Here is a 25,575-nt window from a genome sequence, read left to right on the forward strand (position 1 = left end):
ATCAGGCGGCGTGGTCGAGCTGCTGCATCGTCTGGAACGTCTCTACCTGCGGCCTTGCGAAGTAGTACCCCTGAAACAGGCGAAGCCCCAAGCTGCGCAACACCCTCATTTCGGCTTCCGTTTCGACACCTTCGGCGAGGAGCGTAATGTTGAGCTCGGCAGCAATACCAACGAGGCCGCGCACGATGGCGTGCTTGACCTTGGAAGCTTCGATCCCGCGCAGCAGTTCCATGTCCAGCTTGATCAGGTCGGTCTGGAAGCGGGCCAGCAGCGACAGCCCAGCAAAGCCGGCACCGAAATCGTCCAGCGCCGTGGTGAAGCCCATGCGGCGGTATTCCGAAACAATGTGACTGACGTGAGCGACATCGTCGATGCGCTCGTTCTCGGTAAACTCGAACATTAACCGGCTGGTGTCGAACTGCATGCGTGAGGCAGCAGCAAGGGTCGCGCGGATGCATGCCTTGGGTTCGTAGACCGCGTTGGGCATGAAGTTGATGCTGAGCTTGGCGTCAGTGTTGCCGATCTTGGAACCGGCCAGTTCGATCGCCTTGACGCGGCAGGCCTGGTCGAAGGCATAACGGTTCTGCTCATTGACCTGGCTGAGCACCTGGTACGCGCTCTCGCCCCCGGTACCCCGAACCAGCGCCTCGTAACCCCATACCTTGCCGGCGGAGATATCGATGATGGGCTGGAACGCCATGGTAAAGGGAATGGAAAAACTGTTGGCGTCCGTATTGCGGCAGCCCTTGCATCCGGTAGGCATGACTTAACCTATGTTATTGAGCAACCAGCGCAATCTGGCCTGCATCCTGGCCCATAGGTCTTAAGTCACCGTCAATCGGCTCGGTTACCAATCAGTCTTTTGCGGCGCTCGGCGCCAGCGTCAACTTGAGCCCATCCAGCGCGTCGCTGCACAGAATCTGGCAGGAGAGCCGGGAATTTGACCGGACGTCTCCAACGCTGTCCAGCATGTCTTCTTCGTCGTCGCTCGGCGCGCCGACCACATCCAACCAGTCCTTGTCGACATAGACATGGCAGGTGGCGCAACTGAGGGCGCCGCCGCATTCGGCCTTGATGTTGAGACCCCAGTCACGGATCACTTCCATGACGCGCCACCCTTCCAGCCCCTCGAGCTGGTGGTTTTCGCCGGCCTGGTCCGTGACATGGATGATCATGAGCGTGCCCTCAACTTTCACGGGCGTCCATAGCGCCCCATGGCGCCACTCCGCAAGGGAGTGGCTCTCACGCTTTCGGCCTATGCGACACCCAGCTTCTTCTGCAGCTTGGTCGAACTGGTCGTGTACTGGAACACCACCCGCTCGCCTGGCGAAACGATTGCCTTGGCTGCCTGAGCCATCAAGGCCGCCTCATGGAAGCCCGAGAGGATCAGCTTGAGCTTGCCAGGGTAGTAATTGATGTCGCCGATGGCGAAGATACCGGGAACCGAGGTCTCGAATTTTTCGGTGTCCACCACGATCGTGTTGTCGTTGAGTTCCAGCCCCCAGTCGGCTACGGGACCGAGCTTCATGGTCAGGCCGAAGAAGGGCAGCAGGCGGGTCGCGGGGATTGAAAGGTCGCCCGCATCGGTCGTGAGATGGACGTGGTCGATCTGCCCATCGGTACCATCAAGCTTGGCAATCTGGCCAAGCTGGAAGTTGACCTTTCCGTCCGCAACAAGTTCCTTCATCTTGTTGACCGAAGCGGGCGCCGCCTTGAACGCGTCGCGGCGATGCACCAGCGTCAGCGTCCTCACGATGGGCTCGAGGTTGAGGGTCCAGTCGAGCGCGGAATCGCCGCCGCCGACGATCACCACGTCCTGATCACGGAAGTCTTCCATGCGGCGCACGGCGTAAAAAACCGACTTGTTCTCGAACGCCTCGATGCCCTCGACCGGAGGCCGCTTGGGCTGGAACGAACCGCCGCCAGCGGCAATCACCACCACCTTGGTGTGGAAGGTCTCGTCGGCGTCGGTCTGGAGCTTGAACGAGCCGTCGGCCTGCTTCTCGATCGAGTTGACCATGCGCGAGAAGTGGAATTCCGGCGAGAATGGCGCAATCTGCGCCATCAGGTTGTCGGTCAACTGCTGACCGGTGACCACCGGGAAGCCCGGAATGTCATAGATCGGCTTCTCGGGATAAAGCTCGGCGCACTGGCCGCCGGGGCGATCAAGGATGTCGATGAAATGGCATTTGAGATCGAGCAGCCCGAGTTCGAAGGCGGCAAACAGGCCGCAGGGACCTGCGCCGATGACGACGACATCGGTGGTAATTTCTGTGCTCATGTGATCTCAAGGTCCAATCGCCGGAGCGGCAGGGCTCCGGATTAAGCTGATAAACGTAATCCACTTACCCTAGTGGACGCGGCGGAGGAAGGGGCGGGTGCCGACGGGGACTTCCGTGAGACCAACCGGTTGATAGAACAGGGCAACTTCGGGAAGCCGGTTCTCGACCAGGGCCTGGCGGGTGGGCTCGTGGGTGACCACCAAGGCATTGATGCCGCAGCGGCGCATCAGCGGGATCTGATCCTGCAGAACGTCACCAACGGCCCTGATTTCGTTCGCATAATGATAACGTTCTGCTAACAGCCGCGCGGTGGAGTAACCGCGGCCATCGGTAAAGGCGGGGAACTTGATCGCCACCGATGCAAAGCGCTCAAGATCGCCCTCCACATCTTCGATCCGGTCGCCCGGCACGACCAGGAGACCCAGCGGGTGCTGCGTGGCGAGAAAAGCCTCGCGATTGGCGAGGAACACCGCCAGCGGCACGTGCTTGTAGGCAGCCGTCGCCGGCGTATCGTCCTCGGCCCACTCACGGAACGGATCCGCGATGAAGGCGCCATCCTTCCACAGCGTGTGCTTGGTCGCGGCGGCGTTGGTCATGGGCGAGGCAATGGCTCCGTTGAAGTCGAAGTGGATGCCGCACTCTTTCTTGTTGAGCCCGCGCCACCGTCCGGCGCGCGGATCCTCGCCTTCGGCAACCACCGAGGTGCAAGGCGCGCAGCCAATGGACTTGTAGCCCTTAGCGAACAGCGGATGCTCGGGCAAGCCGTGCTCGATCTTGTAGCGGTTGACGTCGGCGTCCGAGAAGTAGGCCAGCGGATTGACCTTGATGCGGTCGTCGCTGGTCAGCTCGAAATGGGGTAGCACGCCGCGCTCCTTAGTCTGGAAGCGTTTGCGACCGGTGACCCAGCCACCGAACTGGAGCGTGATCGGCTCCAGCGGCTCGGTCTTGCGGATATGGCAGCAGGAGTCCGGGTCCGTCTCCCAGAGCGTACCGGCCGGATCGAAACGCGCAAGGTCGGCCGGGTCGGGGTGGATGGCGTGAACGTTGATGAGGCCAAGATGGCGCTTCAGCGTTTCTACGTAGTCGAGGGTTTCAGCGAAGTGCTTGCCCGTCTCCAGGAAATAGACCGGCATTGAGGGATCAACCTGCGCCACCAGATGCAGCAGCACCGCCGAATCCGCGCCGAACGAGGACACGATGGCAAGATCGCCTGGCAGGACGTCGCTGACGGCGTAGCGGAGCACGCCAAGGGCGTCCATTTCGTCGAACATGCCGTTAAGGGCAAGGATGCCGAGTGCGCGCAGCTTGTCGTGGGCTACAGGAACCTGGGCCAGCTTAGGCATTGCCATATAGAGCCTCCTTGAATGGAGCTTCGCCCAGGCGGCGATAGGCCTCGATAAAGGTCTCGTCGCTGCTGGTGCGGTGGGCGATATAGGTATCGACCAGCGTTTCGATCGCGCCTGGCACGTTTTCCGCCTCGAAGCCGGGACCAATGATCTTGCCCACCGATGCCTTCTCGGTCGCGTCTCCACCAAGGGTGATCTGGTAGAGTTCGCCACCCTTCTTCTCGACGCCAAGAATGCCGATATGGCCGACATGGTGATGGCCGCAGGCATTGATGCAGCCCGAAATCTTGATCTTGAGATCACCGATTTCTGCCTGCCGCTTCGGTTCGGCGAAGGTCCGGCTAATCTCCTGTGCGATGGGGATCGAGCGGGCATTGGCCAGCGCGCAGAAATCGAGACCCGGGCAGCAGATCATGTCGGTGATGAGGCCGGTATTGCCTTCGGCCAGACCTGCAGCCACCAGCGCATCGTAGACGGCGCGAAGGTCGGTGATCGCCACATGCGGCAGAACCAGGTTCTGCTCATGGGTGACGCGCAGTTCGTCGAACGAATAGCGCTCTGCCAGATCGGCTACCACATCCATCTGCATGTCGGTGGCGTCGCCCGGAGCACCGCCCACGGGCTTGAGCGAAATGGTCACGGAGGCATAGCCGGGATGGCGGTGGGAGTTGATGTTGTTGTCGAGCCAGCGCCCATAGGCGGGATCGATAATGGACTCATAGGCAACATCGATCTTGGTGGCGCCGAGCGCCTTAAACTCTGGCGGCGCGAAATAGGTGGTGATGCGGTCCACCTCCTCTTGCGGCAGCGTCAGGACGCCGCCACGCACCTGGGCAAATTCGTTCTCCACCTGCCCCTTGATGGTCTCGAGCCCTTCCTCGTGCACGAGGATCTTGATGCGTGCCTTGAACTTGTTGTCCCGCCGGCCATAGCGGTTGTACACGCGCATGATGCTTTCGAGGTAGGCCAGCAGGTGCTCGTTAGGCACGAAGCTGTTGATCAGCTTGCCCACGATGGGAGTGCGGCCCAGCCCGCCGCCGACCCAGACTTCCCAGCCGATCTCTCCGGCTGCATTGGTGGCTGCCTGCAGGCCGATATCATGGAAGCGGATGGCTGCCCGGTCGTTGGGCGAGCCGGTGATCGCAATCTTGAACTTGCGCGGCAGGTAGGAAAACTCTGGATGTAGGCTCGACCACTGGCGGAGAATTTCCGCTATCGGCCGCGGGTCGATGATCTCGTCGGCTGCAGCGCCGGCGAACTGGTCCGTCGTGACATTGCGGATGCAATTGCCCGAGGTCTGGATCGCGTGCATTTCGACGCTGGCCAGTTCTCCGAGAATGGCCGGCACGTCCTTGAGGCGTGGCCAGTTGAACTGGATGTTCTGCCGCGTGGTGAAATGGCCATAGCCGCGGTCATAGGTGCGGGCGATATGTGCGAGCTTGCGCATCTGCCGCGATGACAGCGTCCCATAGGGCACGGCGATACGCAGCATATAGGCGTGGAGCTGCAGATAGAGCCCGTTCATCAGCCGGAGGGGGCGGAACTGCTCTTCGCTCAGTTCACCCGAGAGGCGGCGATGCACCTGGTCGGAAAACTGTGCAGTACGGCCGGAGACGAAGGCCGCGTCGAATTCGTCATATCGATACATGACCGTCCTCCCCCAGATGCTGGCGTTCATAGGCTTCGCCGCGCAGGCTCAGCGGTGCTGTGGGACCCGCCGCGCGGATGCGTTCGCGCAGGCGCTTGGGCGTGACGACGCCCGCCTCGAGCGTGACCTCTTCTATCTCGATGCCCACGATGCGGCCCGTCGCCTTGCTGGCGGCGATGGCGGCATCGCGATCAGCGACTTCGTCTTTGCTGAAGACGCGCGCCCATTGCAGGTTCTCTACCCAAGCACCTGTGGGGTCGAGATAAACCGTCCCGCCCGACGTCAATTCATTGCCAGTCAGTATTTCCATTGCTGCTACGCTACCTTGAAGCTCATGCCGGCGAGCTGGGCAGCGTCTGCCCAGTCGCCGGCCTCAACGGCTTCGCCTACAAAAATGATTGCGGGACCATCCGCCAGGGTCGCATGACCTTCAATCAGCGACGACAGATTGCCCGAATATGTTGTCATTGTGCTGCGCCCGGCATTGACCACGATACCCACTGGCGTCAGTGGGCTGAGGCCATGCGCCACTAGGCGCCCGGCAACCTCGGATGCGATGGACTTGCCCATATAAAGCGCCAGCGTCAGCCCAGACTGGGCGAGCTGCGCCCAGTGGTTAAGCTCGCCGTCATCGGCGCCATGGGCGGTCGCCATGATGAAGCCGCTGGACACTTTCCGCAGCGTCACCGGCGTCGCCGTATCGGCAGCGGCAGCGAGGGCGGCGCTGATGCCCGGAACGATCTGGTATTGTAGCCCCGCCTTGCGCAGCGCGGATATCTCTTCGCCGGCACGGCCAAAGACCATCGGGTCGCCTGACTTGAGCCGCGCCACGCGCTTGCCTTCCCTGGCAAGCCGCACGATCAGCGTGTTGATCTGCGCCTGGGAGAAGCTGTGGTGGCCCTTGGCCTTGCCGACATCGATCCGCTCGGCATCGCGGCGCCCCATGTCTACGACGACGCTCGGGACGAGCTGATCATGAACGATGACGTCGGCTTCCTGGAGCAACCGCTGCGCGCGCAGCGTCAGTAGGTCTTCCGAGCCAGGACCGGCGCCGATCAGCCAGACCACGCCCCGTCTTTCTCCGGCTGCGTGCTGCTGCAGCAGCTTGGTCGCGGCGACCAAGCCTTCGCCCCTGCTTTCGGCCCGCTCGATCTCGGGCGAGGTGACCAACCGCTCGTAGAAGCGGCGGCGGCTTGGCCCGTCCTGAATCAGGCTCTCAGCCAAATGGCGCAAGCGTCCGGCAAGTCCAGCGATTTTGCCAAGATTGGGCGCCAGCATGGCCTCGATGCGCGCCCGCACCAGCCGCGCCAGAACCGGCGCGTCGCCTTCGGTGGAAATGGCAACGGTGAGGGGCGCCCGCTCCACGATTGAGGGGGTGTAGAAATCGCACTCGGACGGGACGTCTACGACGTTGAGCGGGATGCCGCGGGCGCGCGCCGAGACCTTGGCGAGCTCGGCGTCGGCACCCTCTTCGGCGACAAAGACCAGGGCGGCGCCATCAAGGTCGGCAGCAGCGAAAGCGCGCGCGTGGACTTCGACCGGAAAGCCGGAAAAGAGCGGCTCGACACTGCGTGAAATAATGACGACCTGAGCAGTAGTCTTAGTGACCAACCGGACCTTGTTGAGGGCTTCTTCTCCACCGCCGACGATGACGATGCGCTGACCCTGTACTTTGTAGCTCAACGGAAATGTGTTGAGTTGACCCATTGGAACCCGTGCACTGAATGGCGGGAAAATACGCGACAGCAGCCGCCTGCCACAAGGTGTTGAGATTCAATAGCTTCTATATTTCCCTTCCGGTGCTGCGGATGGAACGAGGCCTATGGCTTTTGCCCAAGACCGCGATATGAATCTTTGGACCGCGTGCCTGGAAGAAATTTCGCGCAAGGATGTGCAGGAGAGCAGATGAGGACCACCCGCAACATCGCCGCCGTTTTCCTCCTCGCAGCTGCGGTGGCGCCCGTGACAAGCCTGGCGATGATGCCCTGGCCCCGAAAAGGAATTGCGGACGTTCCCAATGGCGTGGCAGCGCCCTTTGTAGGCCACTGGTCGATGGAGCAGGACGGCAGGCCCGCGACCGTCTATGCCACGTGCAAGCTGCCGGTGCGGATCAGGGCCGCCGACGACACGCACATCTTCTATGAAGGACCAAAGGACAGGGAAGCCGAGGCCGCCACGCAGCTGGTGGCGCGCGACGGCCGCACGCATTGGGAGCCCATTGCCGGCGGCCCGCGATATTTCACCGTCTGGGTCCATCCGGATCGTTTCCACCTCTATGAGGCGGAGGTGGAGGCCGAAATTGACTGGGGAGAGCCCTACGCGTTCACGCGCTGCGACTAGCCCTGCCGGCTGGGAACATGCACGACGAGACCATCGAGCGCATCGCGGACCTTGATCTGGCAGCTGAGACGGCTCTTGGCCGTAACGTCGAAGGCGAAATCCAGCATGTCTTCCTCCATGTTGGAGGGTCCCCCCACCGTCTCGGTCCAGGCGTCGTCGATATAGACATGGCAGGTGGCGCAGGTGCAGGCGCCGCCACACTCGGCGATGATGCCGGGTACGCCGTTCATGATGGCCGTTTCCATGACAGTGGCGCCATTCTGCGCCTCAGTCTCGATGCGTTCGCCGTCCTGCTGGACAAAGGTGATCTTGGTCATGAAGTCTCGGGGCTTGCTGTGTAGGGAGGGATATAGGGGATGGGACAGCGGTTTGGAACCCTGACCCAATAGCGAAGCTAAACCCTGCGCCTATTGTGATCGGTGGGTTGTTGCCTTGCGGAAATCCGCAGTAGACATCGCGGGCCGCTACGAAAGCGTGCCCGAACTTGCCTGAACCCCGATGCCACGACCTCGTCCTTCGACAGGCTCAGGATGGGGTCTACTGGGACGTCGTGGCTAAAGCTCCAGCAACCCCTCAAGGTAATGCCGCTCCACCCCAAACGTCTGCTTGATCTCCGCAATCTGCCCTAACACCGCTTCGCGGTCTCGCCCTGCCCTGCCATCCTTTTCGGCGACGATCAGGTTGTTCTTGGGCGTGTGGGCGTCGGAGACGAACTCGAAGACCTTGGTGCGATAGCCGTGCAGTTCCAGAAGCAGCGCACGCAACGTGTCGGTGACCATTTCGGCCTGCCGTTCGAGGAAAATGCCGTGGCGCAGCAGCGGCTGCAGCGTGCCCGATGGCGTGCCCGCCTCCATCTGGCGGCGGATCTGCTTATGGCAGCAGGGTGCCACGGCGATCAGGGATGCACCGGCGGTGATGCCCTTGAAGATGGCGTCATCGGTAGCCGTGTCGCAGGCGTGGAGCGCAATTACGGCGTCGGCGCCGCTGGCGTCATAGTCGATGATGGTCCCGGCAACGAAGCTGAGATTACCGAAGCCGGAAGCGGCGGCCGTCGCATTGCCGTCGGCGACCAGCTGGTCCCGTAGCTCAACGCCGATCACCTCGATCGGCTGCTGCGGCGCCAGGTGATCGTAAAGAGCAAAATCGAGATAGCCCTTGCCGGCGCCCATATCGACGACGCGCGGCTTCTCCGCCTTGATCGCCTGAATCAGTGGCGCAAAGATTTCGACCATCTTGTTGATCTGCCGGAACTTGTCCTGGCGGTCGTTTCGAACCTGACCGTCCTTGCCGGTGATCCCAAGCGCATGCAGCCAGGGCTTGCCTGTTTCGCCCAGCGGACGATTCTTGGCGCGGTTGTGTTCGGTAGAAGGCGCGGCGCGACCGGCAACTTCGGTGCGCTTGAGGCGGATCTTGTCGCCGTTGCGCTCGAACAGGAGGTCGAACTCTGTTGTCGCCAGCTGCGCCGAGCGAAATTCATCCTTGAGGCCCTGGCGCAAGAGCGCCAAGGCCTCGGGCTGGATCAGGTTCTTGATGATGTCGCGCGTCTTGTAGTGAAAGGTGAAGCTGAATTTCTCGCTTCCCTTGGCGACGATCTTCTTGACGTCGACATTCTTGAGGTCCGCTTCCGCGCCACGATAGCCGCCCAGCTTGAGCTTGATCAGCGTATTGCTGGCGAAGGCCGTCTTTACGGCCGAGAGGAATTCCTCGATGCGCTCGGTGCTCAATGCCGTTCCTTGGTGGTGAGGAAGCGGATGGCGGGGAAATCCTGCTTCGCGCGATCGGCCCACCAGGCGTTCTGCGCGAGGAAGACCGGCGCGCCAGTGCGGTCCTCGGCCATGTTCATCTTCTGCGCGGTGATGAAGCGATCAAGCTCTTTGGGATCGTCGCTCTCGACCCAACGCGCCACTTCATAGTTGAGGCTCTCGAAGGTGATCGGCACGCCATATTCCTTGGCAACGCGCGACGAGAGCACTTCGAGCTGCAGCTGGCCAACCACGCCCACGATCCAGTCGGCGCCCACCATGCGGCGAAACACCTGGGTGACGCCCTCCTCGGAAAGGTCGCTCAGCGCCTTGGCCATCTGCTTGGTCTTCATGTGATCGGTGAGACGCACGCGGCGGATGATTTCTGGCGCGAAGTTGGGAATGCCGGTGACGTTGATGGCAGCGCCTTCGGTCAGCGTGTCGCCCACCGACAACGTGCCATGGTTGGGGATGCCGACGATGTCGCCCGCCACCGCCTGCTCGGCCAGTTCGCGGTCATTGCCGAAAAAGAACATCGGGTTGGAGACGGCCATGTCCTTGCCCGAACGCACGTTCTTGAGGCGCATGCCGCGCGAGAAGGTGCCCGAGCAGAGGCGCACGAAGGCGATGCGGTCGCGGTGATTGGCGTCCATGTTCGCCTGCACCTTGAACACGAAGCCGGTGACCTTCTTGTCGGCCGGTTCAATGGGTGACGGAATGGCAGGCTGCGGGCGCGGCTCGGGGCCCCACTCACCCAGCGTGCGCAGGAGTTCGGCCACCCCGATGCCCTTGAGCGCTGAACCGAAGAGGACCGGGCTCAAATGCCCGGCATGGAAGGTTTCGAGGTCAAAGGGCGGCAACATGGCGGTCGCCATTTCCAGCGTTTCGAGCGCCGACATGAAGACCGGGTCCTCGACCAGCGTCTCGTTGTCGAGGAGGTCCTCGATGGCGTCGTATTCGGCTACCGGCTTGCCCTGGGGCGAGAGGACGCGCTTTTCCAGGAGGTCGAGATAGCCGTGGAAGTCGACGCCCTGCCCGATCGGCCACAGCACTGGCGTCAGGTCAAGCGCCAGCTTTCCCTGGATCTCGTCGATCAGGTCGAGCGGCGACAGGCCCTCGCGGTCCACCTTGTTGATGAAGGTGATGATCGGAATGTCGCGCAGCCGGCAGACCTCGAAGAGCTTGAGGGTCTGCGACTCGATGCCCTTGGCGGCGTCGATCACCATGATGGCGGCGTCGACAGCCGTCAGCGTGCGATAGGTGTCTTCCGAGAAGTCCGAGTGGCCTGGCGTGTCGAGGAGATTGAGCGTGAGCCCGTCATAGTCGAAGGTCATTACCGAGGAGGTGATGGAAATGCCGCGCTGCTGCTCCATTTCCATCCAGTCCGACCGCGTCGAGCGTGTGCCGGCCTTGCCGCGCACGGCACCGGCCGACTGGATGGCGCCGGCAGCGGCAAGGAGCCGCTCGGTCAGCGTCGTCTTGCCGGCGTCGGGGTGCGAGATGATCGCAAAGGTGCGGCGGGTGCGGAACGGCTCTGCAGACAGCCGGGGCGCAGCCTCGGCAACAGTGGACATGGACATCGGATAAGCTGGACTCTTGGGCCGCTGCAAGAGGCGCGGCAAGGTTAGCCGCTATATAGGTGATGGTGGCGGGAGGGTCAAACCGAGCGCCGAAAACAAATGGGCCCTGCCGATGGCAGAGCCCAGACACAGACGCGAAGTTGATCAGAACTTGTAGGCGAGACCGGCGCGAACGGTATGCGATGATACTTCCACATTTGGATAGACGACATCGAAGTTCATGTTGCGAGCACCCAGATTGGTATAGCGGTATTCCAGGCGGCCGGTCAGATTGTCCGAGAACGCCATTTCCACACCGGCACCGACCGTATAGCCGACGCGGACCGAAGCATCGGAAAACACGACGCCGGCCGGACTGGTGGTAGAACCGCCCGCATTGCCAAGGGCAACGCCAGCAGTGCCGTAGAACAGCAGGGTGTCGACCGCCACGCCGAAGCGCGCCCGGGCAGAACCCTGCGAATTCACATAGCCTCTGCAGGTCCAAAGGGGATTGCCGCAGGCGCGGGCGCCGTTGAAGCCTGAATAGTCCACATCCGCTTCACCACCGAAAACCAGGTTGCCGGACTGTGCGTTGAAGCCGGCGAACACGCCCCCCAGTGCGCCCGTACCTTCGATCGTGCCTTCGCCCGGAGCAAAGAGACGTACGCCCTGTCCGCCGATCCATGCACCGATATAAGCTCCGCTCCAGTCAAAGCCAGCGTCCTCATAAATGGGTTCGGGCGAAGACGGGATGACGAGATCGGCGGCAAGCACTGGCGTTGCCAGGATCGCCAAAACGGCAACGGTTGTGGTCTTGAGCATTTGAGCCTCCAGGAATGCTGGTTAAGCTCTAATGATTTATAGTTAATATCGACCTAATACTTCAGGTTGCCGCAATTTCAGGCAAGTAATTGAGGAGGAACAATTGTCCTGTCTATGCGGCTTCGCCGTCCAGCATGCTAGCAATAAAGCTTCGAACCTCCTCTACCGCAACGCAGAGGTCGCCGATGCGCTCGCGGGTGAGTGGCCGCCCTGCCTGCAATTCGGCTTCGCAGCCTCGGGCAAGATCGGCGATGGCCCAGGCGCCGACGCCATTGGCAGCACCCTTGAGCGAGTGGAGGTTGAGCGCCAGATCGTCGAAGCTTTCCGCCTGCTGCAGGCGGCTGAAATAGGTCTTGGCGGTCGTATCGAAGAGGCGGAGGATCTCCAGTTCCAGCCCCTCGTCGCCCAGGCACTGCTTGGCCAGATGCACGAGATCGATGGGGCGCATACCGCGCGGCGTGCTGACCTGGGCTGCGGCTTTGGCCGCTCCGACTGACGACGCCATGGCTGGCTCCTTGTACTGGCATGGCGACGCGCCCGGCGAAAAACTGGGCAATACCATGTGTTCAGGCTAGATTGCGCAGGTGAACAGCTGATTAAGCCACACCTTTGCCTTGCTTGGGGGCTTGGAGCAGACGGGGCTTCTTCCCCAAAAAATTAACCTTTGGGTAAGTTAGCACTCGGTTTGCGTAAAATTGAATGTATTAATGCGCTTTGAACCAGCACGCGGCGGCGACGGTTGGGGGAGCGATGCAAGTGTTTTGCATCAAATTGTTCCCATTTGGCGATGCGACCGGAAACGGCTGCGGAGTCATGACAACTCGACCATCCGCCTTGTTGCTGCGAAGCCGACGCGAGAGTTGTAAAGAGTATGGCGAAGAATCCGACCCCCAATAACGATCCCGCCGCGCTGGCTTTCTCGGCCGTCGAAGACGCTCTCAAGGACTCGGTGTTCAATCTGGACAGCACCCCCGCCAAGGCGCCTGAGCGCCGTGCCGCCGACCCTGCGCGCTCCGAGCGGCTGCGCGCCGCCGACAAGATCGCGCAGCAGGCTGGACCGGTCGCCAATGACGATCGCTTCCCTGCTTCCAAGATTCTTTACAGCCTGCAGAACCGGTCTTCGGCCGCGCCGACCTGGATCGCGCTGGTCCTTTCGCTGGTCTGGCTCGCCGCGGCCGGTGCCGTGGCCTGGCTGCGCTATGGCCCGCAGATGCAGAACTTTGGCCAGTTCGCGGGTACTGTAGACTTTGTGGGATTGCTGGCGATCTTGTTCCTCCCGGTCGTCGGCTTCTTTGCCGTGGCGACGCTGTTCCGCCGCGCGCAGGATCTGCGCAACGCTGCGTCTTCGATTACCCAGGCGGCCATGCGCCTCGCCGAGCCGGAGGTTACCGCGGCCGACAAGGTTGCTTCGGTTGGTCAGGCCGTGCGCCGTGAAGTCAACGCCCTGGGCGATGGACTGGAACGCGCCCTGTCGCGCGCCGGCGAACTCGAAGTGATGATCCACAACGAAGTCACGGCCCTCGAACGCACCTATTCGGACAATGAGTCGCGCATGCGTGCGCTGATCGCCGAACTGGCCAGCCAGCGCGAAAGCGTGCTCACCAATACCGAACGCGTGCGCGAAGCGATCACAGAAAGCCATACCGGTTTGGTGTTCGACCTCGACATGATCAGCCAGCGCATTGCCGGCACCATCGTCGAGAGCGGCGGCAATCTTACCCGCGCGCTCGAAACCGCCGGCAACACGCTCACCAACACCTTCGGCGAGCGCACCGAGAACTTCGTGTCGCTGGTCGACAATCGCACCACCGACTTCATCAGCGCACTCGATGACAGCGCCGGTCGCCTCGCCCTGAGCTTCGACGACAAGACCAGTGCGATGGCCGAAGTCCTCGACGCGCGGACGGCTGACCTCAATGCCGGTGTCGAGAACCGCATCGCCTCGCTGACCGACGCCCTGGACGCCCATTCGAACTCGATTGCCGAGGCCATCGACTCGCGGACGCAGGCGATCGAGCAGCGCACCGCGGCCCTAACCGGCAGCTTCGAGGACCGTACGCAGTCCATTGCCGGCCTGATCGAAGCCCGCACCAGTGAACTGGCTTCCGCGCTGGACGAGCGCACCTCCAACCTGTCGACGCTCCTAACCGAGGGCGGCGCTTCGCTGCTCGACCAGTTGCGCGACCGCGGTCATGAAGTGACCGGCGGGCTCGACATGATCGGCCAGCGTATTGCCGATGACATTACGGCACGCTCCCGCGAGGCCGAAGTGTTGCTGAACGCCCTGACCCGGCAGCTGGACGAGTCCGTCTCGATCCAGCTCAATGCCATGGATAGCCGCCTGCAGACGGCGATGATCGAGATCAACGGCGCCCTCGACGATACGTCCGAGCGCGCCCGCATTACCCTGGCCTCGGCCGGGCAGGATTCCCTCGGCCAGTTCGATGCGCGCCTGACCGAGATCGCTTCGATCCTCGACTCGCGCCTCCATACGCTGGACGGCGTGATCGGCGACAAGGGCGATAGCCTGATCGCACGGCTCGAAGCGCAGGGCACAAGCTTTGCCGCCCGCGCCAACGTGCTCGAAATGGCACTCAACGAGGAATCCGGCCGCTTCAACGACGTGGTGGCCGAACGCACCCGCGAACTTGGCGAGGTGCTCGGTTCGCGCACCCAGGTCATCAACGAGACCTTGTCCACCCGCAGCCGCGAACTGTCGCAGTCACTCGAGGGCCAGGCCGGCCTGATCGCCGATACACTCGACGGCCGTACCAGGGCGATCGAAGAGGTGCTCGCGGCGCGGACGACCGAGCTCAGCAGCGCCATCGAGACGCGGGCCATGGAACTGGGCGACACGCTGAGCGGCCACGGCCGCGACATGAGTGAAGCCATTCGGGTGCGCAGCCAGGAACTGGGCGAGACGCTCCAGGGCAGCACCTCGGCCTTCGACCAGGCCATTGCCGGACGCACGCAGCGCCTTGCCGACACCCTGTCGGAGCGGACCAACGCGCTGTCGCTCGAAATCGAATCCCGCACTGGATCGCTGGCGAGCCAGCTCGATGAGCGTACCACGACCCTCGTGACCCAGCTCGACGACCGCACCGCCACGATGGTGGGCCAGCTGGATGATCGTACCGCCACCATGGTTGGCCAACTGGATGACCGCACCGGTCTGCTGGTTGAGCGCCTCGATGACCGGACGGCCACCCTGGCCAACCAGATCGACGCGCGCACGAGCGGCCTCGGCGCGCAGATCGACGAACGCACCGGCGCCCTGGCCAGCCTTCTCGATGACCGCACCGGCACGCTGTTTACCCAGCTCGATAGCCGCACCGGCAGCTTCAACAACCAGCTCGACGATCGGATCGGCGCTTTGGTGAGCCAGCTCGACCAACGCACTAGCGGCCTTGCCAACGAGATCGCCGCGCAGACGAGCACGCTGACCGGCGAACTCGACGCACGGGCCACCGAATTGCGTTCGGCACTCGATGGCGGCACGGCCCAGCTCGCCCAGGCCGTAGGCACGCGTACGCAGCAGCTGTCCGAGGCGCTGAACCAGCGCACCCAGGCACTGAGCGATACGCTCGAGACACATACGACCTCGATCGGCGAAACCATCGGCCTGCGCACGGCCGAGCTGGCCGATACCATCGCCCAGCAGGGCGAGGAAGCACGCACAAAGATCGACGGCGCACTGCGCGAAGCCACCGACAACATGAGCGAGCGCGTCAACTCGATGTCGTCGCTGATCGCCGAGAAGGTGTCCGAACTCAACACCAACCTGGGCACCGGCCTCGACAGCGCCATTGGCCGCCTCTCCGACGCCGAGCATGGCATCACGGCACGCATCGACCTGGTCAGCAACACGGTCAGCGACAGCGCCCGCCAGGCGGCCGAGCTCATCGAGAGCGGCGTCAATGCGGCACGCAACGCCATTACCGACATGGTCGACCAGCGCCTGGGTACCCTGCCCGAGGCGATTACGGCCCGTGCCGACATCACGGCCGAACGCCTGGCCGCGCTCAATGCGACCATCAACACGTCCATCACCCAGTCGATGACCGACCTCGAAGCCGGCGCCGACCGCATCGAGGAAACCATCGCGACCCGCATCACCGCGGCCAGCCAGAACATCGTGGCTGACATCACGACCACGGCCAACCGCATGGACGACGCGGTACGGACGGCTCTCGAGCAGATTCGCGTCGCGGCGACCGACATCGACCACCTGCTCACGGTCAAGGCCGTGGGCGCGGTGGATACGATCGAAACCCGCCTCACCGACATCAACCAATCCGTGGAGCAGCATACCTCCGCCTTTGCCCAGCTGGTGACCGAGCGGTCGGCCCAGCTGCAGGGTGCGCTTGCCAGTCACGGCAATCTCCTGCGCGACGCTCTTGGCGAAAATGCCCGCGAAGCCGAAGCCATCATGGCCGTTTCGACCTCGCGCATTCTCACCGACGTCACCTCGGCGCTGGGCAAGCTTAACGACAGCAACCTGCTGCTGCAGCGCGTGCTGGACGCCTCGACGGCCAACCTTGCCAATCTCGAGACCAGCGTGGCCCAGCAAACGGCGAGCTATTCCACCACGGTGCGGGACGCCATCGGCCAGACCGAACAGGCCGGCGCCATGGTCAGCCAGCACGTCCAGGCGCTGCAGGCGACCATCCGCGGCATGGTCGACGAGTTCTCGTCCATCCTCGGCAAGCTCGATGCAGAAGCCGCCCAGATGACGCAGGCCTCCACTGCCCTTACCGTCTCGAGCGACAATGCGCTTGAAACGCTGGAAGACCGCCGTGGCGCCATGGATGCTCTGGCACAGAGCTTTGCCCTGCGCGCCGACGACATCGATGGCCGCATGCGCATGTTCGCCCAGTCGATCGCCGATACGGTCAACGACACCGAACGCCGCCTGATCGGCGCCCGCCGGGCCATGGACGAGGCGCTCACCGCAACCACCGGCACCATCGTCGAGACCATCGAGGCCTCCACCAACACGGTTTCGCAGGCTCTGCAGACCAATGCCGATCAGGTGGACAATGCGGTGCAGCGCGCCGCAGAAGCGGCCGCCGCAGCACTCAGCCAGACCGCATCTTCGGTCCGGCTGGCGCTCAACGACCAGACGTCGCAGGTCAACAGCGCATTGGAAGAGAACGCCCATCGCGTCAGCGACGTGCTGGCTTCGACGGCTGGCAGCGTGACCGATGTCCTGACCACGACGACGAGCACCCTGGCCGACACGATCAACGACAGCTCGGCCTCTGTGCGCAACGCCATTGCGGCCAATACCGGCACCTTCCGCCGCGCCATGGACGAGACCACCGGCACCTTCCGCCAGACGCTTGACGAAACCGCCGGCGAAGTCGGCGAAAAGATGGGTGACTTCCGCCAGGCGGCCGATGCCGAAAGCCGCCGTGCCGCCGCGGCCCTCCAGCAGGCACAGCAGCAGATGGCGGCCGAGATGCAGCGCGCCATCGAAGAGGCCACCCAGCGCTTCAACGACACGGCACGCGCCATGCGCGAAACCGCCCGCGAAGTGGGCAGCGAACTCGAAGCTACGCGTGCAGAACTGGCCCGCGGCGTCAACGAACTGCCCGAGGAAACCCGTGCCAGCGCCGCCGCCATGCGCCGCGTGGTCGCCGAGCAGATCGAGGCGCTGAGCGAGCTCAACGCAATCGTCCGCAGCCAGCCGGCAACCAGCGACGTGGCCGAGCGTCGTCCGTCCCGCCCTGCCCCGCGCACCGAAGCCCGCGTCGAACAGCCGGCCTACCAGCCGCGGCCGGCCGAACCTGCGCGCGACGTCTATCGCGAGCCGGCGCGCGCTCCGCTTGTGGATCCGATCCGCACCACGGAGCGCCAGCCCGAACCTGTCCGCCAGGCCGAGCCCGTTCGACAGGCCGAGCCCGTCCGTCAGGCTGAACCCGTGCGCCAGCCCGAACCGGTGCGCCCGGCAGCGGTTGCCGAAGCCGAGCCGGCCCCGCAGGCCGGCGAGAATGGCGGCTGGCTCCGCGACGTGTTGCGCAATGCCACGGCCAAGCAGCAGGGGGCGCAGCCGCAGCCGCAGCAGGCAGGCCTCTCCGGGCTCACCGAAGAGATCGCCCGCTCCATCGATGACCGTGCCCTTGCCGATGCCTGGGCCCGTTACCAGGCCGGCGAGTCCAACGTGTTCTCGCGCCGCATCTATACGCTGAGCGGCCAGAGCACCTATGACGACGTCCGCCGGAAGCTGCAGCGCGAACCCGACTTTGCCCGCACCGCCCAGGCTTATATGAGCGAGTTCGAGCAGTTGCTGAAGCGCGCTGCCGCCGGCCCGCAGCCTGCCGCCGAGACGCGCGAATATCTGCTCAGCGACCGCGGCAAGGTCTACACCACCCTGGCCCATGCCAGCGGCAGGCTGAACTAGGTTCTTCCCAAAACAAAACGGCCCCGGATGATCCGGGGCCGTTTTGTTTTGGGCCAGTGCTCTAGTCAGCTACGGCTTCTGTAGCTGGTGGCTCACGATCGCCGCGTTCCCAGTGGCCCTACCGTCCTCAAGCATCCTTGGGCGGCTTGAGGCGCAGCGAGACCAGGACGCAGACAATGGCTATCGAGGCCGTGGCGGTGGAGTAGAAAAAGGCGTGGGTGCCGAAGTGCTCGACCAGGATGCCGAAGATGGTCAGCGCCAGCATGGCGGCGCCCATACTGAGCATGTTGGCAAAACCCTGCGCCTCGGCCGCATTGGCTTCGTTGGTCCAGTTGGCGATGAAGTGCACGATGCCGAAATAGCCCATGCCGAAGCTGAAGGCGTGCAGCGTCTGCGTCAGGAAGAGGACTTCCACCGGCGGATTGAAGGCCATGATGGTGAAGCGCACCAGGGCCGCAAAGGCGGCGATCAGGATCATGTTACGCGCCGTGAAGCGGCCGCCGAAACGACGCCAGGCAAACATCAGGATCGCCTCCCCCACCGCCGCGATGCCGAGCAGCGGACCCAGGAAGTAATTGGGTATGCCGTTCTCGTGCCAGAGCAGTGCGCCGAAGCTGCCGATCACCGAGTTGGACGAATTGACCAGGGCAAAGGCCACTAGGGGCAGAACAAACCAGAGCTTGAGCGAGTCCTTGAGCTGGCTGCGGGGCATCTCGACCCCCGGCGTGTTGGTGAGCGTCAGCTCGGGCGCGGGGGCTCGGAAGCGCGGCAGAAGGAAGGCCAACGCCGCCCGCAGCAGCACCATGGCGACATAAAGCGTAACGAAAATTCCCGAGCCCAGCACGTTGAGGAAAAGGCCGAGCCCTGCGGCGGCAAAGACATAGCCAACCGTCGCCCAGGCGCGGATGGCGCCGAAGTCGGTGCCGTTGCGCCGCGTCATGCGGACGGTGGCAGCATCGATCACCGGCGCCACCAGGCCATTGCTGGTGGCGGTCAAACCCCAGATCAGGAGAATGCCCCAGAACTCGGAAACGAAATAAAGCGGCAGGGGCGCGAGCGCCGACACCAGCGAAATGAAGATGAGCGCCGAGCGCCAGTCGTCCGCGCGGTCGGCGACGCGGCCCACGATGATGTTGAGCAAGAGGAGACACAGCGTCGGCAAGGCGTTGACGAGGCCAATCTGATCTGCCGGGATGCCGTGCTCGCTGAGCCAGATGCCCAGAAACACCGAGGCGACGCCGCCCGGAACATAGACCATGAACTGGTAGATGGACGCGCGCAGCTCGGGCGTGTCCCAGCGCGAAGGTGCCGATGGCATGGAAGGTCAACTCCGGGCAAATCACTGCCCGGCGCTTTCCTGACTCGCATCAGCGGCCTTGGCAAGGCCGTTTGCAACGTTACTGTCCAGCTCAGGCGCGCATTTTGCGCGAGGGTGCCAGCACTGGTTCGAGCGCCTGGAAGAACTGCGCAGCGCTCACCTCCCAGGTGAAGCGCTCACCATGGGCTCGGGCGTCGGCGCGATCGAGGGTCAGGGCACGCAGGACTGCCTGCCCCAGATCGGCGTCGAGTGCACCGGCCTTCGGGTCGGAGAGCACATCCAGCGGTCCCGTGACGGGGAAGGCCGCCACGGGCGTGCCCGACGCCAGGGCCTCCGCGATCACATTGCCGAAGGTGTCAGTGAGGCTGGGAAATACCAGCACATCGGCGCTGCGGTAGATGGCGCCCAACTCCTCCCCGTGGCGGTAGCCGAGGAATACCGCGTCTGGAAAGGCGCGCATCAGGCGAAGGCGATCGGGACCATCGCCGACAACGATCTTGGTGCCGCGGACGTCGAGCTCCAAAAAGGCGCCAATGTTCTTTTCAGCCGCAACACGCCCGACATGAAGCAGATGTGGCCTTGGCAGGTCGGTGAACCAGGTCTTGGAACCGGGGTGGAAGCGCTCGCCATCAACGCCGCGGCTCCAGAGGGTGAGATTGCGGAAGCCCTTATCGAGAAGGTCCTGCCGCAGCGATGGCGTTGGCACCATGGTTCGGGTGGCAGCGCTGTGGAACCAGCGCAGATAGCCATAGGTCCAAGGTTGCGGCACCGGCATGCGCATGGCGAGATATTCGGCAAAGCGTGTGTGGAAGCTGGTGGTGAAGGCCAGCTCGCGATCTAGGCAATACTGCCGCGCCAGAAGACCGAGCGGCCCCTCGGTTGCAATGTGGATATGGTCGGCAGCGACCATGCCGATGTGCCGGGCAACGGCCCGCCTGGTGGCGAGCGACAGCCGAATCTCTGGATAGGTGGGGACCGGAAGCGTCCAGAATCGCTGCGGCGTCAGGTAGTGGAGGTCATGACCGGCCGCTTGCAAGACCCGGCCGATGCTTTCCAGGGTTCGCACGACGCCGTTGATCTGGGGGCGCCAGGCGTCCGTGACGATCAGGATGCGCCTGGAAGGGGTGGATCTGAACACGTCGAGCTGCATGGCGGCACCGATAAGGGTTTCAGTTCTTCCCTAGTGTGGCGCATCTTGGCGTCGCTCGTGTGAATGGTTGGTGACGGGCCGGTGACGCGCGGCTCAGCTCGCAGCCGCCCGGCGCAGGCGGAACTTGCGCGGTTCACCGAGCACCATCTCGGTCCACTTGATCAATTCGAACTCGCCCTCTGGCGTCTCGATGATGGCGGTGCAGCTTTCCACCCAGTCGCCGGTATTGATGTAGTGAATGCCCAGGCGTGAATGCATGTCGGCGAAGTGGATGTGGCCGCAGATGACGCCATCGACGCCCGACTGCTTGGCTTCATGCACCAAGGCTTCCTCGAAGCGGCCGATGACCGAGACCGCGTTCTTGACCTTCTGCTTGGCCCAGGCGCTCAAGGACCAGTACTGCAGGCCCAGGCGGCGGCGCACCCAGTTGATGGCGATGTTGACGCGCAAAGCGGCGTTGTAGGCCCAGTCGCCCACATGGGCGAGCCACTTGGCGTTCATCACCACCACGTCAAACTGGTCGCCGTGGATGACGAGATAAGTCTTGCCGGTGGCGGTAGTGTGCACGGTGCGGTCGACGAATTCGACCTCGCCAAAATAGGTGCCGAGATATTCGCGCAGGAACTCGTCGTGATTGCCGGGAAGGTAAACAATGCGAGTGCCTGCAGCGGCCTTGTCGAACAGCAACTGCCCGAGGACGTTGTACTCGCTTGGCCAGTGCCAGTTCTTGGCAAGGCGCCAGCCATCGAGGATGTCACCGACCAGATAGATTGTCTCGGCCTCATGGGCGCGCAGGAATTCGATCAGCTGGCCGACCCGAATGGGCTTCATGCCCAGATGCACATCCGAGATGAAAATGGCCCGGACTTGTCGGACTTCGCGGTATTCCGCCATCCAGCAACGACTCCTGCTTACTGGAGGCGCACTTTATCTGCGGAACGCGGCAGAGGGAACCATCCCTGCAGAGAAGGTGGGGAAAGCTCGCGTGGCTAGCGAATGCGCTGCTTGAGCTCGACGATACGGCCGTAGCTCTGCTCGATGCGGGCAGCAAATTCTGGATCCGCCTCAGCTTCTGCTAGGAGGATATCGAGGACTTCCTGACCGAGACCCGCCCGGTAGTCCGCGGTGTTGGAGAACAGCAGCACATCGGTGCCGGCGCGCACCGCCTGGACCACGGTCTCTTCAAGCGTGAAGTGATCGCGGATTGCACCCATTTCGAGGTCGTCGCTGATCACCACGCCATCGAAGCCCAGATCTTCACGCAGCACGCCGGTAATCCACTGCGGGGAGAGTGAAGCCGGCGTCTGCGCCCCTTCCTCGGCATAGCTGGCATGGAACAGGTGCCCCACCATCACCATGTCGACGATGCCCTCCGCGATGAGTTCACGGTAGGGATCGAGTTCACTCTCCTGCCATGTCTGGGTAATGTCGACAAAGCCCTCATGGCTGTCCGCTGTGGACGAGCCATGTCCGGGAAAATGCTTGAGCGCGGTCAGCAAACCGGCGGCATGGTGACCACGGATGAAGGCCTCGTCATAGGCGATCACGGTCTGCGCCTCGTCCCCGAAGGCGCGGCCGAAGCGGGCAATGACTTGATTGTTTGCGTTGAGATTGACGTCGGCCACCGGACCGAAATTGACCGAGAAGCCGAGGTCAGCAATTCCCTTGGCCATGTCGCCATAGATTTCCTCGGCCACGATGGGCGAGTGGTTCTTCGCTATGGTCGCGGCGTTGGGGATCTCCTTGAAGCCCACGGCCTTGGTCAGTCGCTCAACTGCGCCACCTTCTTGATCGACGGTTATGAAGGGCAGGAGTTCAGGCGATGCCGCCCGGAAGGCCTCGTTCATGCCGCGGACGGCGTCCAGCGACTTGACGTTGGTCTTGAGAAACATCACGCCGCCGAGACGACCTTCGGCCAGTTCGCCGGCGAGGGTCTTGACCGAGGCATCCGCGGCGTCATCGCCCTGGAAGCCCACGACGATCATCTGCCCGGCCATCTGTTCGATGGTTTGCGCGTGGGCAGCGACGGAAGACAGGGCGAGCGCCGATATGGCGAGGAGAAGATGACGTTTCACATGCAGGTCCGCAGAGGAATCACCGGGCAACGATGACGGGCAAAAGCCGGTGAAACAATGACCGGTTAGAAAAAGCGTTCACCTGCATCGGTCACGAAAGCGGGATGGCCCACCGGCTCCAGCCGGTAGGCCTAGGATGCATCAGCGGTTCTGCCGGTTCTCGATCAGGTCCGTCACCACAGCAGGATCAGCCAGGGTGGAGGTATCGCCCAGGGAGCCGAAATCGTTCTCGGCGACCTTGCGCAGGATGCGGCGCATGATCTTGCCGGACCGCGTCTTGGGCAGGCCCGGCGACCACTGGATGAGGTCAGGGGTTGCGATGGGGCCGATTTCCTTGCGCACCCAGTTCTTGAGCTCGCTCTTGAGGTCGTCGTCCCCGCTCTGCCCGGCCATCAGCGTCACATAGCAGTAGATGCCCTGCCCCTTGAGGTTGTGCGGATAGCCCACGACGGCGGCCTCCGAAACCTTGGGGTGGGCCACAAGCGCGCTCTCGACCTCGGCCGTGCCCAGGCGGTGACCGGAAACGTTGAGTACGTCGTCAACACGGCCGGTGATCCAGTAATAGCCGTCCTCGTCGCGGCGGCAGCCGTCGCCAGTGAAGTAGTAGCCCTTGTAGGTCTCGAAATAGGTCGAGACGAAGCGGCCATGATCGCCCCAGATGGTGCGGGCCTGGCCCGGCCAGCTGTCCTTGATGGCAAGGACGCCCTCGCCCTTGGTCTGCTCCTGGAGGCGCCCTTCCGGCGAAAGGAGCACCGGCTGCACGCCGAAGAAGGGCTTGGTTGCCGAACCTGGTTTGGTGGGAATGGCGCCGGGGAACGGTGCGATCATGTGGCCGCCGGTTTCCGTCTGCCACCAAGCGTCGATGATCTCGCAGCGCTCCTTGCCCACATGCTTGTGGTACCAGAGCCAGGCCTCGGGATTGATCGGCTCGCCCACCGTGCCCAGGAGACGGAGGCTCGGCATCTCGTACTTGTCGGCATATTCGCTGCCCGCGCCCATCAGGGAGCGGATCGCCGTGGGTGCCGTGTGGAAGATGTTGACCTTGTGCTTTTCCACCACCTGCCAGAAGCGGCTGGGATCGGGATAGGTCGGGATGCCCTCGAACATCAACGTGGTCGCCCCATTGGCCAGAGGGCCATAGACAATATAGCTGTGGCCGGTGACCCAGCCCACGTCGGCCGTGCACCAGAAGATCTCGCCACGCTTGTAGTCGAAGCTGAGTTCATGGGTCAGGGAGGCATAGGTCAGGTAGCCGCCCTGGGTGTGGAGCACACCCTTGGGCTTGCCGGTTGAGCCCGACGTATAGAGGATGAACAGCGGATCCTCGGCGTTCATCGGCTCCGGATCGTTGAACGGCTCGACGCCGGCGGCGGCTTCATGCCACCACACGTCGCGGCTGCCCTTCATCGGCACGTCGGCACCGGTATTGTGGACGACGAGCACCTTGCTGACGCCGGGGCAGTCATCGAGCGCCTTGTCGACATTGGCCTTGAGCGGGATGGTCTTGCCACCGCGGCGACCTTCGTCGGCGGTGATCACGAGAGCCGAGTCGCAGTCGTTGATGCGGCCCGCCAGGGCATCGGGGGAGAAGCCGCCGAAGACCACCGAATGCACGGCGCCGATCCGGGCGCAGGCCAGCATGGCATAGGCCGCCTGCGGGATCATGGGCAGGTAGATGGTCACGCGGTCGCCCTTGCGGACACCAAGCGACTTCAGCACATTGGCGCAGCGGCAGACCTTTTCGTGCAGGGTGCGGTAGCTGATATGCTCCGCCTGCCCATTGGGATCATCGGGCTCCCAGATGATGGCAATGTCGTCGCCATGGTCAAGCAGATGCCGATCGATGCAGTTGGCGGCAACGTTGAGCACCCCATCCTCGAACCATTTGATCGAGACATCGGGGTACTGGAACGTGGTGTTCTTGATCCTGGTGGGAAAGCGGACCCACTCGAGCCGCTTGGCCTGCTCGGCCCAAAACCCATCTGGGTCAGAGACCGAGCGCGCGTAGAGCGCGTCGTACTGGTCCTTGGTCACATGGGTGCGTGCGATCGCAGCCGCACTTGGCTCGAATACGAGCTGCTCGCTCATACTATCCTCCCTTGGTCTCTCCCGGCATCCGTTCTAAAGATGGGGAGGCTATCGGGCAAGGGCTCCTCCTCGGGCCCGGCGCGCAAGTTACCGCAACTGTTGAGCTACTCGCGATTAACTGCCTGACGGGTCGAGCCTTCGGCCGGCATCGGCAAGGTGCTACAAGGTGGGTCAGCAGCAAAAGGGACACGCATGAGCGCCACCGCGAAGATTTCGGGCCATGAAGCTGCTTCCGCCTCGAGCAGCCCGCTCCGGCCGGCGCGCTACGCCGATATCGCCATGGTGCACGGGCGGCTGCAGGAAGCGATCGATTCCTCTCCCCATTACAGGGCCCCGTTCAAGACCTATGAAAAGGCGCGACTGAGCAAGCTCTATCTCGCCAGCCTTCTGGACGCCGATCCGCACCATGTCATGGTGATGGAGCAAGGCGGCGGTCCGGCCGGTTTCATGCTCTCGGGGCCGGAGCTGGGTACGCTCTGGCTCTACTGGGCCTATATCTATCCCGAGCACCGTCACTCTCGGCTGGCGCTGACGGCGATGCGCGCCTTTGTCGAACATTGGGACAACGGCCGCTTCCACAAGATTGCGACCTATACCCGGCCAGGCAATGCTGCCCCGCAGGCCATCATCCAGCGCGCCGGTTTCGTGCAGGTCGCGACCTTGCGACAGCACATGTTCGGCGAGGACTACCTCCTGCACGAACGCACACTGACCAAGGTGGAGCCGGGCTATGATCACGGCACCAGTTGGGGCATTGCACAGCGTGCGCGGCGTATGGTGAAGCTGGCGGTAGCGCGCTAGC

The 25,575-nt window shown here is 63.2% G+C and carries 20 protein-coding genes; 3 read left to right on the forward strand and 17 right to left on the reverse strand.

Features of this window, described 5'->3' with window-relative positions; all coding sequences use genetic code 11:
- Position 1 precedes the first annotated feature (1 nt).
- From VIL88_RS00110 to cysG, 7 genes are all read right to left on the reverse strand, one after another.
- The gene (locus VIL88_RS00110) at positions 2–763 is read right to left on the reverse strand and encodes an EAL domain-containing protein (RefSeq protein ID WP_331984673.1); all 762 of its coding nucleotides are present in this window, start codon (positions 761–763) and stop codon (positions 2–4) included.
- Between the two features lie 91 nt (positions 764–854).
- Positions 855–1,175, reverse strand: coding sequence for a 2Fe-2S iron-sulfur cluster-binding protein (locus tag VIL88_RS00115; RefSeq protein WP_331984675.1), 321 nt, complete (start codon positions 1,173–1,175; stop codon positions 855–857).
- An 80-nt stretch (positions 1,176–1,255) separates the two neighbouring features.
- On the reverse strand, positions 1,256–2,281 hold the full coding sequence (locus VIL88_RS00120; RefSeq protein WP_331984677.1) for an NAD(P)/FAD-dependent oxidoreductase: 1,026 nt from the start codon (positions 2,279–2,281) through the stop codon (positions 1,256–1,258).
- A gap of 69 nt (positions 2,282–2,350) precedes the next feature.
- The gene (locus VIL88_RS00125; RefSeq protein ID WP_331984679.1) at positions 2,351–3,631 is read right to left on the reverse strand and encodes a phosphoadenylyl-sulfate reductase; all 1,281 of its coding nucleotides are present in this window, start codon (positions 3,629–3,631) and stop codon (positions 2,351–2,353) included.
- On the reverse strand, positions 3,618–5,276 hold the full coding sequence (locus VIL88_RS00130; protein ID WP_331984681.1) for a nitrite/sulfite reductase: 1,659 nt from the start codon (positions 5,274–5,276) through the stop codon (positions 3,618–3,620). Before VIL88_RS00130 ends, VIL88_RS00125 begins: the two co-directional genes overlap by 14 nt.
- On the reverse strand, positions 5,263–5,586 hold the full coding sequence (locus VIL88_RS00135) for a DUF2849 domain-containing protein (protein ID WP_331984683.1): 324 nt from the start codon (positions 5,584–5,586) through the stop codon (positions 5,263–5,265). The genes VIL88_RS00130 and VIL88_RS00135 overlap by 14 nt, the downstream gene beginning before the upstream one ends.
- 5 nt (positions 5,587–5,591) lie before the next feature.
- Positions 5,592–6,983 carry a siroheme synthase CysG gene (gene cysG / locus VIL88_RS00140; protein ID WP_331984684.1) on the reverse strand — a complete coding sequence of 464 codons (1,392 nt, stop codon included), beginning with the start codon at positions 6,981–6,983 and terminating at the stop codon, positions 5,592–5,594.
- Between the two features lie 198 nt (positions 6,984–7,181).
- Between cysG and VIL88_RS00145 the strand changes: the two genes are divergently transcribed.
- A complete protein-coding gene (locus VIL88_RS00145) occupies positions 7,182–7,616 on the forward strand; it encodes a hypothetical protein (RefSeq protein ID WP_331984686.1) in 435 nt (144 codons plus the stop codon).
- Here VIL88_RS00145 and VIL88_RS00150 read toward each other — a convergent pair.
- The 5 genes from VIL88_RS00150 to VIL88_RS00170 form a co-directional block, all read right to left on the reverse strand.
- Complete coding sequence (locus tag VIL88_RS00150; protein ID WP_331984688.1) at positions 7,613–7,933, reverse strand: 2Fe-2S iron-sulfur cluster-binding protein; 321 nt, start codon at positions 7,931–7,933, stop codon at positions 7,613–7,615. The genes VIL88_RS00145 and VIL88_RS00150 overlap by 4 nt on opposite strands.
- A 237-nt stretch (positions 7,934–8,170) precedes the next feature.
- Positions 8,171–9,340 (reverse strand): SAM-dependent methyltransferase, encoded by a 1,170-nt coding sequence (locus VIL88_RS00155; protein WP_331984690.1) that lies wholly within the window; start codon positions 9,338–9,340, stop codon positions 8,171–8,173.
- Positions 9,337–10,938: a peptide chain release factor 3 gene (locus VIL88_RS00160; protein ID WP_331984692.1), complete on the reverse strand. Its 1,602-nt coding sequence runs from the start codon at positions 10,936–10,938 to the stop codon at positions 9,337–9,339. Before VIL88_RS00160 ends, VIL88_RS00155 begins: the two co-directional genes overlap by 4 nt.
- Positions 10,939–11,082: 144 nt before the next feature.
- Positions 11,083–11,739, reverse strand: a complete 657-nt coding sequence (locus tag VIL88_RS00165) for an outer membrane protein (RefSeq protein ID WP_331984694.1) — start codon at positions 11,737–11,739, stop codon at positions 11,083–11,085.
- Between the two features lie 112 nt (positions 11,740–11,851).
- On the reverse strand, positions 11,852–12,244 hold the full coding sequence (locus tag VIL88_RS00170) for an Hpt domain-containing protein (protein WP_331984696.1): 393 nt from the start codon (positions 12,242–12,244) through the stop codon (positions 11,852–11,854).
- 366 nt (positions 12,245–12,610) lie between these two features.
- Here VIL88_RS00170 and VIL88_RS00175 point away from each other — a divergent pair, with 366 nt between their 5' ends.
- The gene (locus tag VIL88_RS00175; RefSeq protein ID WP_331984698.1) at positions 12,611–18,142 is read left to right on the forward strand and encodes a hypothetical protein; all 5,532 of its coding nucleotides are present in this window, start codon (positions 12,611–12,613) and stop codon (positions 18,140–18,142) included.
- Positions 18,143–18,269: 127 nt separating this feature from the next.
- Here the strand turns inward: VIL88_RS00175 and VIL88_RS00180 are convergent, their stop codons facing one another.
- The 5 genes from VIL88_RS00180 to acs form a co-directional block, all read right to left on the reverse strand.
- Positions 18,270–19,460 (reverse strand): MFS transporter, encoded by a 1,191-nt coding sequence (locus VIL88_RS00180; protein WP_331984700.1) that lies wholly within the window; start codon positions 19,458–19,460, stop codon positions 18,270–18,272.
- Between the two features lie 91 nt (positions 19,461–19,551).
- Complete coding sequence (locus tag VIL88_RS00185; protein WP_331984702.1) at positions 19,552–20,598, reverse strand: glycosyltransferase family 1 protein; 1,047 nt, start codon at positions 20,596–20,598, stop codon at positions 19,552–19,554.
- 105 nt (positions 20,599–20,703) lie between these two features.
- On the reverse strand, positions 20,704–21,504 hold the full coding sequence (locus tag VIL88_RS00190) for a UDP-2,3-diacylglucosamine diphosphatase (protein WP_331984704.1): 801 nt from the start codon (positions 21,502–21,504) through the stop codon (positions 20,704–20,706).
- Positions 21,505–21,599: 95 nt separating this feature from the next.
- Positions 21,600–22,685 carry a glycoside hydrolase family 3 N-terminal domain-containing protein gene (locus tag VIL88_RS00195; protein ID WP_331984706.1) on the reverse strand — a complete coding sequence of 362 codons (1,086 nt, stop codon included), beginning with the start codon at positions 22,683–22,685 and terminating at the stop codon, positions 21,600–21,602.
- Between the two features lie 141 nt (positions 22,686–22,826).
- On the reverse strand, positions 22,827–24,773 hold the full coding sequence (gene acs / locus VIL88_RS00200; RefSeq protein ID WP_331984708.1) for an acetate--CoA ligase: 1,947 nt from the start codon (positions 24,771–24,773) through the stop codon (positions 22,827–22,829).
- A 192-nt stretch (positions 24,774–24,965) separates the two neighbouring features.
- Here acs and VIL88_RS00205 point away from each other — a divergent pair, with 192 nt between their 5' ends.
- A complete protein-coding gene (locus VIL88_RS00205) occupies positions 24,966–25,574 on the forward strand; it encodes a GNAT family N-acetyltransferase (RefSeq protein ID WP_331984710.1) in 609 nt (202 codons plus the stop codon).
- Position 25,575: the final 1 nt, after the last annotated feature.

Origin of the sequence: Devosia sp., from assembly GCF_036563435.1 — a bacterium.
GTDB lineage: Bacteria > Pseudomonadota > Alphaproteobacteria > Rhizobiales > Devosiaceae > Devosia.

Coding starts and splice junctions, on each gene's coding strand:
- VIL88_RS00110 (WP_331984673.1), bottom strand. CDS start 763: ATGCCTACCGGATGCAAGGGCTGCCGCAATACGGACGCCAACAGTTTT.
- VIL88_RS00115 (WP_331984675.1), bottom strand. CDS start 1,175: ATGATCATCCATGTCACGGACCAGGCCGGCGAAAACCACCAGCTCGAG.
- VIL88_RS00120 (WP_331984677.1), bottom strand. CDS start 2,281: ATGAGCACAGAAATTACCACCGATGTCGTCGTCATCGGCGCAGGTCCC.
- VIL88_RS00125 (WP_331984679.1), bottom strand. CDS start 3,631: ATGGCAATGCCTAAGCTGGCCCAGGTTCCTGTAGCCCACGACAAGCTG.
- VIL88_RS00130 (WP_331984681.1), bottom strand. CDS start 5,276: ATGTATCGATATGACGAATTCGACGCGGCCTTCGTCTCCGGCCGTACT.
- VIL88_RS00135 (WP_331984683.1), bottom strand. CDS start 5,586: ATGGAAATACTGACTGGCAATGAATTGACGTCGGGCGGGACGGTTTAT.
- cysG (WP_331984684.1), bottom strand. CDS start 6,983: ATGGGTCAACTCAACACATTTCCGTTGAGCTACAAAGTACAGGGTCAG.
- VIL88_RS00145 (WP_331984686.1), top strand. CDS start 7,182: ATGAGGACCACCCGCAACATCGCCGCCGTTTTCCTCCTCGCAGCTGCG.
- VIL88_RS00150 (WP_331984688.1), bottom strand. CDS start 7,933: ATGACCAAGATCACCTTTGTCCAGCAGGACGGCGAACGCATCGAGACT.
- VIL88_RS00160 (WP_331984692.1), bottom strand. CDS start 10,938: ATGTCCATGTCCACTGTTGCCGAGGCTGCGCCCCGGCTGTCTGCAGAG.
- VIL88_RS00165 (WP_331984694.1), bottom strand. CDS start 11,739: ATGCTCAAGACCACAACCGTTGCCGTTTTGGCGATCCTGGCAACGCCA.
- VIL88_RS00170 (WP_331984696.1), bottom strand. CDS start 12,244: ATGGCGTCGTCAGTCGGAGCGGCCAAAGCCGCAGCCCAGGTCAGCACG.
- VIL88_RS00175 (WP_331984698.1), top strand. CDS start 12,611: ATGGCGAAGAATCCGACCCCCAATAACGATCCCGCCGCGCTGGCTTTC.
- VIL88_RS00180 (WP_331984700.1), bottom strand. CDS start 19,460: ATGCCATCGGCACCTTCGCGCTGGGACACGCCCGAGCTGCGCGCGTCC.
- VIL88_RS00190 (WP_331984704.1), bottom strand. CDS start 21,504: ATGGCGGAATACCGCGAAGTCCGACAAGTCCGGGCCATTTTCATCTCG.
- acs (WP_331984708.1), bottom strand. CDS start 24,773: ATGAGCGAGCAGCTCGTATTCGAGCCAAGTGCGGCTGCGATCGCACGC.
- VIL88_RS00205 (WP_331984710.1), top strand. CDS start 24,966: ATGAGCGCCACCGCGAAGATTTCGGGCCATGAAGCTGCTTCCGCCTCG.